The following is a 9,166-nucleotide window of genomic DNA, read 5'->3' as shown; positions in this document are numbered from 1 at the left end:
TAGGTATCATCAATATGGACCTTTGTCTCCTTTACAACTGCAAAATGTTTGCCGTCCCCTACGACTTCAAGAGATAGCACGTCACCTTCCACGTATTCTTCTATGAGCATGGTGGGATCAAGACCTTTCAAATCTTCATCGTCATAGATTATGGCCGTGCCTATGCTGCTGCTCATGCAGGAAGGTTTTACGAAATATGGCGGATGGGTAGGTTTATCTGTAGGGGTTGGAATACCTATGGATCTGAAATATTTTTTCGACGTGTTCTTATCCCGACTTATCCTGTATGCATCAAAATCAAAGAGCAGAGGGCAATGAAGCCTGTCCTTGATGGTCTCAAGGAAATCGATAGTATCAAAATTTTCGTTTACAGGGATCATGGCATCGACGGTTGCTGATATCTCTATGAGCCTTTCAGGTTGTTCCACAATGTCAAAACAATGGAACGTATCCACCAGATCCTTTATGAAAGCATTTTCATTCCTGTCTATCAATACAACTCCAATACCTGCTTTTCTGGCATGGTATGCTGCCTCGAAACCCTGAAGCTTACCTCCTATCAAACATATTTGTTTCATGCCACCACTCCTAATATCTTGTTGAAATCTGATTGTGCAGCCGGCTCCATCCCCATACTCCTGAGCTTTGTCACTACACTCTTTGGGTCCCGTTTCCTCTCTTCATGTTTCCTGTCATAGTTTGCCACTCCTTCAAGGGAAGAGTCAGAGGGTATAATGGATGTTACCACATTAGCACCTGCATTAAGGCGATATACCATGCCTTCAATGCCTTCCACATCCAGAGAAGCAGGTATCAATCTGTCCGGGAACATCAACCTTAACACTGATATTATCTTGAGTTCCGACAGGTTGGACTCCTGCACTTCTTTCTCCAAAGGTGTTCCTTCCTGAGGGATGAAGGTCATCACCCGAACCATCTGAGGATCCTCTCTTGCCATGCCTCTCAGAGAAATTATGGTGGATTCGACGTCATTACCCACACCTGTGAGCAGCCCGTCCTCTACACAGTAGCCTATCTTCTGGGCGAACTGACGGGCATGGATGCGTTCTGAGAAGGATTGTCCAACCCTGAGGTTCCTATAAAGTTCCTTATCGTAAGTTTCCTGGTATAGGGCAAGGAAGTTAGCTCCATGCTCACGCAGCATTGTCAGCGCATTGTCATCCAGCACCCCAGGTGAGATCATAACCGGAAGATCAAGTTCTTCCTTGACTATGTCTATGACCTTGGCAAATTGGCTGGGGTTTTCATGGAAGTAAGGATCCTCTCCCATGGTAAGGTCCACCATGTGGATCTGTTCTCCCTTAAGCTTTCTGCATACATTGCGAATATCTTCGAATCCCAGCCTGTACCTGTTGATCTTGTTCATTGTGTTGTAGTAGCAGAATGCACATCTGTTCTTACAATATGTGGAAAAGTACACGAAACTGTACAGAAAAACCTTGTTCCCGAAGTAGTGATCTCTCACTTTCCTTGCAACATAATGAAGCTTTTCAAGTTCGGTACTGTCTGTGATCAAAAGCATTTCCCGAAGGTTATCTTCAGATAGTTGCATTCCATTTATGACCCTTTGTGCATATGCATCAAGGTCTTTTTTGTCCATATTAGTAAACATTGGGATCACCTCACAGGTTCGTACTGATGCCATTGTAGTAGTTCTCACAACGAGCTGCTCTTTTTATGGTTTTGAAATTATGTGTGACCTTGAGCAGTCTTTCCAGGCCGAATCCAGCACCTATCCAGGGCTTGTTTATACCCCAGTCCCTGTCCTGAGGAATTGGTCCTACAACTGCAGAGGAGAGTTCCATGTCCTTGTGGAGCACGTCTATGGTTTCACCATATACCATACAGTTGTCAGAAACGATCTCATGCTCTATGTTCAGGGAATCCAGGAAATCTTCAATAAGAAGGATCAGGGTTTCTCTCGTACATTTTGAACCCATCTGGCAGAAGTTAAGCATTGTGAACTCTTCAAGGTGGCTCTTACCATCAGATTCTTTTCTGTAACAGGGTCCGATCTCGAATATACGTATAGGGTCAGGAAGGATGTTATCGAACTTGTAGAGGTAATTGTAAAGGCCAGGTGCAAGCATGGGACGCAGGCACATGCTCTCATCCACCCGGAAGATCTGCTGGGAAAGTTTTGTATCTTCACCAACTCCCATCCTTTCCATGTATTCAAAGGGTATCAGAATGGGAGATTTTATCTCCATGAAGCCCCTTTCCACAAAGAACTCGGTGATCTGACGTTCAAGTTTTCCAAGAAGGTTTTCCCTGCTGTCCTCATACACTTTACGCAGATCCTCTTTTCTTTTGTTTATCAGTTCAGCTTCAAGTTGCTGGAATGAACGCTTTTCCTTAGAGAAAGATATCATCTCGTCCGGTCCCAGCAATGATACTATCCTGTCCTTCTGGCTCTGTGTGAAACCTGCATCTTTTGCTTTTGAGCCGGAAACTACGGGTTTCTTAGGCAGGTTCGTAATTTTTCTTTCAGCCTTGTTTTCCGTTTTTTCCTTGACATGTATAGAGGGTACTTTTTGAGGTTGGCTATGAGGAATATGAGAAAGTGGAACTACAGGTTTTTCAGCATGTACCGGAGTAGGTATATTTATAGAATTAGATGGAATTTCAGTTACTCTTACATGCTTTGTTCTGATCTCTTTGGATGTCTTCTGGAGGAATTCATTGATCTTCAGATCAGAAACCCGACACTGTTTGCAGGGTTTTTTGAATTTCCTAAGTCTTAGAGCCCGTGCCGAGCGACTGGACCTTGAATTTCTTATATCGAAGGTCTCTCCACAGCTGGTAACTATATGAACAGAACGTTGAGATACATTTAAATCCCGTATGCTATGCAGCAATCCGGTTCTCGATACCCACATATCGGTATCGTTAAGCAAGGATTCCAATAATTTTTTTTTCATGCTTTCAGCTCCTTTATACGCTACGATCTTTCAAGGATCTTCTATAAGCCCATGTACTGCAATATCCAGTTCTTGTGTTCGTTGAATGTCATTTCATTTCACCTGTTTTGTTTGTTAATAAGCAATTCACTTTCAAGTTTCACAATCTACTAGATATATTTTTTGCACGGAAAAAGATGTATTTATACTATTTGCCATAAAACATCAAAATAACAAAGTTACCAAGCAAAGAGTTCAAAAAAGAGAAAATACATAGCAATCAAAGTAAAAAATGGCGGAAACCCCGGGAATTTAACCCGGCTGAACGGATTTAGAGTCCATTTGATCAACCTGATCCGGTTTCCATTTAGTAAAAGGTAATCGATTAAGCTATTATTTATATTTTTTGGTCATGGCTTCTGGATGAAAATGAAAAAGAAGGGTCAGGATTTCTTAGTGACCCTTAGACTTCCCACTCCCATAAACACAAGTTTCGTCTCAATAGGGATGGGGCTGCCTTCGTGTAGAGTAATATCTTCTCTGGACATATCTATTCTCACATCGTTCCAGTCCATGTCGGCTTCTCTCATATAGTCCATGATCAGATTTTCTCCCACATGTTCAGCATACTTAAGAGCTTCTCCATGAGTTGAGAACTCCTCAAATCCTCCGGGAGTGAACACGAGGAAAAACCTTTGCTTTTCCCTGTAGACAGCTTTTATGAGAACTTGTATCCTTTTGACACCCTGTCCCACTAACGCACCTACAGCGTTACCAACTTCTGCAAAAGGTGGCAATAGTATCTCTGCATCGATGATGTTCTGCATCTGCTCCACATAAGCCTTCACAGGTCCCCCAAGCAGTACAACAGGCACTGAGAGCCTGAACTTAGAGAAGAACTCGCCTCTGAGTATTTTTTCTATCTCTTTGCCTTCAACTCCTTTGAGCATATAGGACATCAGGTTCAAGGCCATATTGTAGGCAACTTCTCTTTTAATGTGCTCAGCAAGTTCCTGCTCGTTCATTTGTACAAGCCTTGACATAATGGTTGCGCCTATAACTGAAGCTTCCTTATCCCATTCATCATACTCACCCAGGATATGCAGTGCATCCGTGGGTGTGAACCCAATTGCCTGTACAAGCCTTTTCTGAATGAGATAATCCAGATGTTCTACTGACACAGGACGACCGAACCTCCAATAGATATCGCTTATTGATACTGGTTCTTGACCAATTGTACTGAGGATCTCCTGTTCATAAGAACTGAGCTTTACCGGCTCTTTTCCTGTACGTACGAAGAACTTGGTCGGTTGCACGTTCTCTCCCAGTTCCACACGTGCAGGAGTGCGTCCCATTTTCAGTGTTTCCTTGAAACCCGGATACTGAACAGCAGCCACGCACAGAGGTATTACCCTGCGTGGCCCGATGTTTATCTTCCTGTTCTTTATCCATACGTGACTATCCCCCCCCATGGCAGAAGTTTCCATTCGGATAGCTTTAACTTTAGTATTCCAGCCACCTACTTTAGCACCATCTTCACAGAGTTCGGGCAGTCCTTTATACAAGAGAGAAACATCAGTACTTGTACCGCCCACATCTATCACTGCACATGTGTCCCTCTCGGACAGGAAGGAAGCTCCTACAAGGCTTGCTGCAGGACCTGTAAAAATAGACTCTATAGGTTTTTGGATGGCTTCTTTGATGTTTATTAAAGAACCATCACATTTGAGCATCATGAGCTTTGCTGTGATGCCTCTTCTCTCAATATCAGATACAATTGCATCGATGAACTGACGGGCAATGGGTATGAGCTGGGCATTGAGGTAGGCTGTAATACCTCTGTCATATGCTCCCAGGTCCTGCGATAGCTCATGTCCGCACACCACAGGCATCCCTGTTGATTTTATTATGTAATCCTTTATCTGCAATTCATGTTCAGGGTTACGCACACTGAAATATGAAGAAACTGCAAAAGCTGATACATTATCCTTCACCCTGTTCACAAATTCTGTCACTGCCTCTATATCAAGGGCCTCTGCTTCAGCTCCGGTAGCAGTATGTCCTCCTCTGACCATCACATATTCCTGGACAGATGTGTCTTGGGGTACCAGATAATTACCCACAAGGATAAGACCTACCGGATAGCCTGTTTTCTCAAGTATCGTATTAGTTGCTAAGGTTGTAGATACTGAAACGAGCTTTATGTCTTTCAGGTATTGAGGGTCCAAGCCATCTATAGCGTTCTCTATGCCCGTAAGCAATTCAGGATAAGTAGTAAGGGCTTTGTATGAAGCCACAACTTTCTTGTCAGAGTTCCTTATGATCACTGCATCTGTATAAGTACCACCTGCATCAATTCCCAGACTATATTGCATTTTTTCCCTCTCGTACAATTCTATAGTTTGATGTGTTCAAATCCACACATTAAATACCCTTTATTTACCCTTTACTGCCCTATACCAAGGAACCCTAGCCTTGTTTCCAGAGGTGTGGTGCCTTCTTCCACACTTATGTCGTTGCGGCTCATATTGATCTTTACTTCAGTAAGGTCCAGATAGGATGATGACATATAATCCATCACAAGTTCAGAACCGATACGCTCTGCATGATGTAATGCTTCCGCATAAGATGAAAATTCTTTTCTCCCACCAGGATAGAAAACAATATAAGAGTTAGGTTTAATATTATATTTTGATTCTGATAAAGAAGCTTTTATAAGCACTTCCAGTCTTTTAATACCTTTAGCTGCAAGTGCTCCAACTGCATTGCCCACATCTGCATGTTGCGGAACAACGATCAAAGAGTCAAAATATCTGGCAAGGCCATCCTTGTAAGCAGTGACAGGCCCTCCCAGCAATACAACTGGCATTTTGACCTTGATACCTGCAAAGAATTTACCATTAATTATCTTCCTTATTTCTTCCCTATCCACATCCTCCAGCAAAAAAGCAGCAAGGTTAAGGGCTATATTGCTTGTTACTTGTTCCTTTACCCTGGAACATAGTTCCATCTTTTCCATGCCTGCAAACCTGGACAAAACTTCAGAACCTATATGTGCTGCTTCTACATCCCACTTTTGATATTCTCCCATAACATGGAGAGCATCAGTAGGTGTAAAGCCTATGGTCCTTACTAACCTTTTCTGTATGAGCATATCCATGGTCATAGGACTTGGCATTCTATTTTCGTTCCAGTAGATGTCACTCGCCGTATAGGGTACATCACTGAGGCGGTCGAACAAGTCCTTTTCTTCAGGGCTCAGTTCTTCAGGTATCTTTCCACTCCTCATGAAAAACTTCGTTGGTTGTATATTTTCACCTATTTGATTGCGTAGGATATTTTGCTGCATCTTCAGTTTTTCCTTGATCTCTGGATACTTCAATGCCGCTAAACATAAGGGTATGACCCTGCGCGGTCCTACATGTATATCATGATTAAGTATCCATACGTGGCTATCTCCTCCGACAGCGGAGGTTTCCATCCTGAGAGCCTTTACTTTTGTCTGCCACTTCCCTACAACTGCTCCTTGATCAGATATTTCAGGAAGACCTTCGTGCATCATAGAAACATCAGTGCTTGTTCCACCTACATCGACCACTGCACAGGTTTCAAAACCTGAAAGATGAGAAGCACCCAGTAAACTAGCTGCAGGGCCAGAAAAAATGGATTGGATAGGTTTTTTAAGCGCCTCCCCGATACTCACCATTGATCCGTCACATTTGAGCATCATTAGTTTTGCTTCAATGTTTCTCTTTTTGATCTCGGAAGTTACAGCTTGCATAAATTGATTAGTGAGAGGTATCAGCTGTGCATTAAGATAAGCAGTCACACCTCTCTCATAAACTCCCAGGTCTTGAGATAGTTCGTGTCCACATACGACCGGAAGGCCTGTTAGTTGCATAACACTTTCTTTTACCTGCAACTCATGTTCTGGATTACGGACACTAAAATAGGAGGATACAGCAAAAGCTGAAACTTTGTTCTTCACTTTCAGGATGAAATCCTCTACTGGCTGGATATCCAGGGGCTCAATTTCATTACCAGCACTGTTGTGCCCTCCTCTTACTTGGATAATATACTCTATTTTCCTGTCAGCGGGTATGCCCGCTTTTCCGATCAGTATGAGACCTACCGGATAACCCGTATTTTCAAGGATCGTGTTTGTTGCAAGAGTTGTTGAAACACAGACCAAGCTCACATCAGAAAGTAGTTTTTGATCAAGACCGTCCAAAGCTTCACGTATTCCAAAGATCAGGTCAGGGTATGTTGTCAATGCTTTGTTTGCCTGTAAGACCCTGCCATCATCACTATTAAGAAGAACTGCATCAGTATATGTTCCTCCGGCATCTATTCCCAGACTATGTTTCATTAAAGTCTGCCCTCTTTTTTGTTATAGAATCTTTTGCCCGCTGATATGACTGTTCTGCGATCTTCACAGTGCCTTGCATGTCAACTATTCGGAAATCAAAGGCTTGAGCAAACTCTTCCACCTTTGCATCAAAGCTCTCCTCGTAAACAAGACCTGTATTTATCTTACCTACATTTTTGTATCCTGCGTGATCGAAAACGATCTTGGTCATAGCAGTGTTCTCAGGGTCATTTGTAAGACGGGCAATTACAGCCATTTCCTTCCAGAAAGCTGCTCCCATGGGCGTAAGGAAATATACGCCTTCTCCGCCAGCTTCTTTTAGAGCTCTAAGATAAGGTTTCCTTCCCCCAAGTGAAGCACCTATGCAGTCATCGATTATCTCTCCATCTTCTTCTCTTAGAATGTGCACAGGACAAGAAAGATGTGCAAAGTCTCTGTTTAGATTGCCCAGTACATTCCCACACAAACCATAGAATATTAGGATAGTGTCGGCATACTCGGAAATGATGCTGATCTCTTTGTACACGCTTTCTTTGAGCAATTGAGGAGATGCATCAAGGGAAAAACCAAGGATATTCACAAGGAGACAATAATTTGTATCTTGTTCACTATGTATCAGATCCTCTATTTTATTTGGTGAACAAACTGTATGATCTATAGCATTTTCAGATAGTTTCCTGAGAATACCTGCAGCATCCAGGCTGTCCACAACTAGAATTCTGGTGATCTGTGAATCGTTCTTGATGAGGTGCACGATCTCATCCTCAAATATCCTGCAGGCAATTATGGACATTAAAGTCATTAGAACCTCATTATATTCTTATAACAGAGCAGTTAACTGCACACTCAATCTGCTCGCGTTTAAAAAGCATAGTCCATATTAACTATATATATTTTCCTATTTTACTGATTCAACATACTATTGATCGGTGCTTTCACTATATTAAGAAAAAATCTACTCAAGATTCTATTATTTATACTTTTTGATGAATGCTTTAAAAGCATCTTCAGTTCTGCAGAAGAGAAAAGACACTGCTAATGTTAATTTTTCCTTTTTGTCTTTGGAGTCGCTCATACACTTTGCAAATCCAAAAAGTAAATTTATATATCTGAATTTTACGTCCACGAATACCTTTAAATATGTAGGTTCTAGTTTCTTAGATTAGTAGCAGAACTAATTCCATTAATAAAGTATATACTTATGAATTCTTATTTCATATGACATTTGGTAATCATATTGGTCCTCAAAGGTGATTATAATTTCCAAAATTACAACAGTTTCTGAATATGGAAAGAAACGTGCTGAGTTTTATCTACCAGAGGACCCTGATACACTAAAAAAGCTTGAAGCACTTCACAAAGTAAGTCCTGTGATATCTTTCATTTGGAAGGTGGATGAAAGATGGCCAGTTGAATGGGTCTCGGAAAACGTTACACAATTAGGATACACCCCTGAAGAACTAATGTCTGGAAAAATTGATTATGCTGATTTAGTCCATCCAGAGGATTATGTAAAGATAAACTCAGAGGTCAAAAAACTGGTTAAAAAGGGAAATACCTCTTACTTTACTCTGGTCTACAGGATACTTGCCAGATCTGGGGAAGTGAGGTATGTAACCGAAAGGTCTCTCTTAAAGAGAGATAATGATGGGAATGTCTCACGTTATCAGGGGATAATCATTGACAATACTGAAAAAGAGAAAGCAGAAAATACTTTGAAAGATATAGAGCGGAAATACCGTCTCATTTTTGAACGCGCTCCCCTGGGTATTCTTTGTTTTGATGAGAACAGCACAATTGTTAACTGTAATAGCTTTTGTGCAAAAGTTATATCGGAGCCAAAAAATAAAATATTGGGTATCAATCTGCTCAAATA

At 41.7% G+C, this 9,166-nt stretch carries 7 protein-coding genes; 1 reads left to right on the top strand and 6 read right to left on the bottom strand.

Annotation, left to right across the window (positions count from 1 at the left end):
* The 6 genes from pylC to AB7U21_RS07975 form a co-directional block, all read right to left on the bottom strand.
* Window positions 1–578 (bottom strand): 3-methylornithine--L-lysine ligase PylC (gene pylC, locus AB7U21_RS08000; protein ID WP_428388164.1); only part of this gene is annotated, 578 nt, incomplete at its 3' end.
* Window positions 575–1,633 (bottom strand): methylornithine synthase PylB, encoded by a 1,059-nt coding sequence (gene pylB, locus AB7U21_RS07995; RefSeq protein WP_333787905.1) that lies wholly within the window; start codon window positions 1,631–1,633, stop codon window positions 575–577. The genes pylC and pylB, both read right to left, overlap by 4 nt.
* A 10-nt stretch (window positions 1,634–1,643) precedes the next feature.
* Entirely contained in the window at window positions 1,644–2,942 is a 1,299-nt protein-coding gene (gene pylS, locus AB7U21_RS07990) for a pyrrolysine--tRNA(Pyl) ligase (protein ID WP_428388162.1), read from the bottom strand.
* Window positions 2,943–3,364: 422 nt separating this feature from the next.
* On the bottom strand, window positions 3,365–5,296 hold the full coding sequence (locus tag AB7U21_RS07985) for a hydantoinase/oxoprolinase family protein (protein ID WP_333787907.1): 1,932 nt from the start codon (window positions 5,294–5,296) through the stop codon (window positions 3,365–3,367).
* A gap of 71 nt (window positions 5,297–5,367) precedes the next feature.
* Entirely contained in the window at window positions 5,368–7,290 is a 1,923-nt protein-coding gene (locus AB7U21_RS07980) for a hydantoinase/oxoprolinase family protein (protein ID WP_428388159.1), read from the bottom strand.
* Complete coding sequence (locus tag AB7U21_RS07975; protein ID WP_428388157.1) at window positions 7,280–8,083, bottom strand: DUF1638 domain-containing protein; 804 nt, start codon at window positions 8,081–8,083, stop codon at window positions 7,280–7,282. Before AB7U21_RS07975 ends, AB7U21_RS07980 begins: the two co-directional genes overlap by 11 nt.
* Before the next feature lie 457 nt (window positions 8,084–8,540).
* Between AB7U21_RS07975 and AB7U21_RS07970 the strand changes: the two genes are divergently transcribed.
* Window positions 8,541–9,166, top strand: a 626-nt coding sequence (locus AB7U21_RS07970; protein WP_428388155.1) for a PAS domain-containing protein, incomplete at its 3' end; no start/stop codon positions are given.

Source organism: Methanomethylovorans sp. (assembly GCF_050177135.1).
GTDB lineage: Archaea > Halobacteriota > Methanosarcinia > Methanosarcinales > Methanosarcinaceae > Methanomethylovorans.
This window is presented reverse-complemented; position numbering and strand designations above follow the sequence as displayed.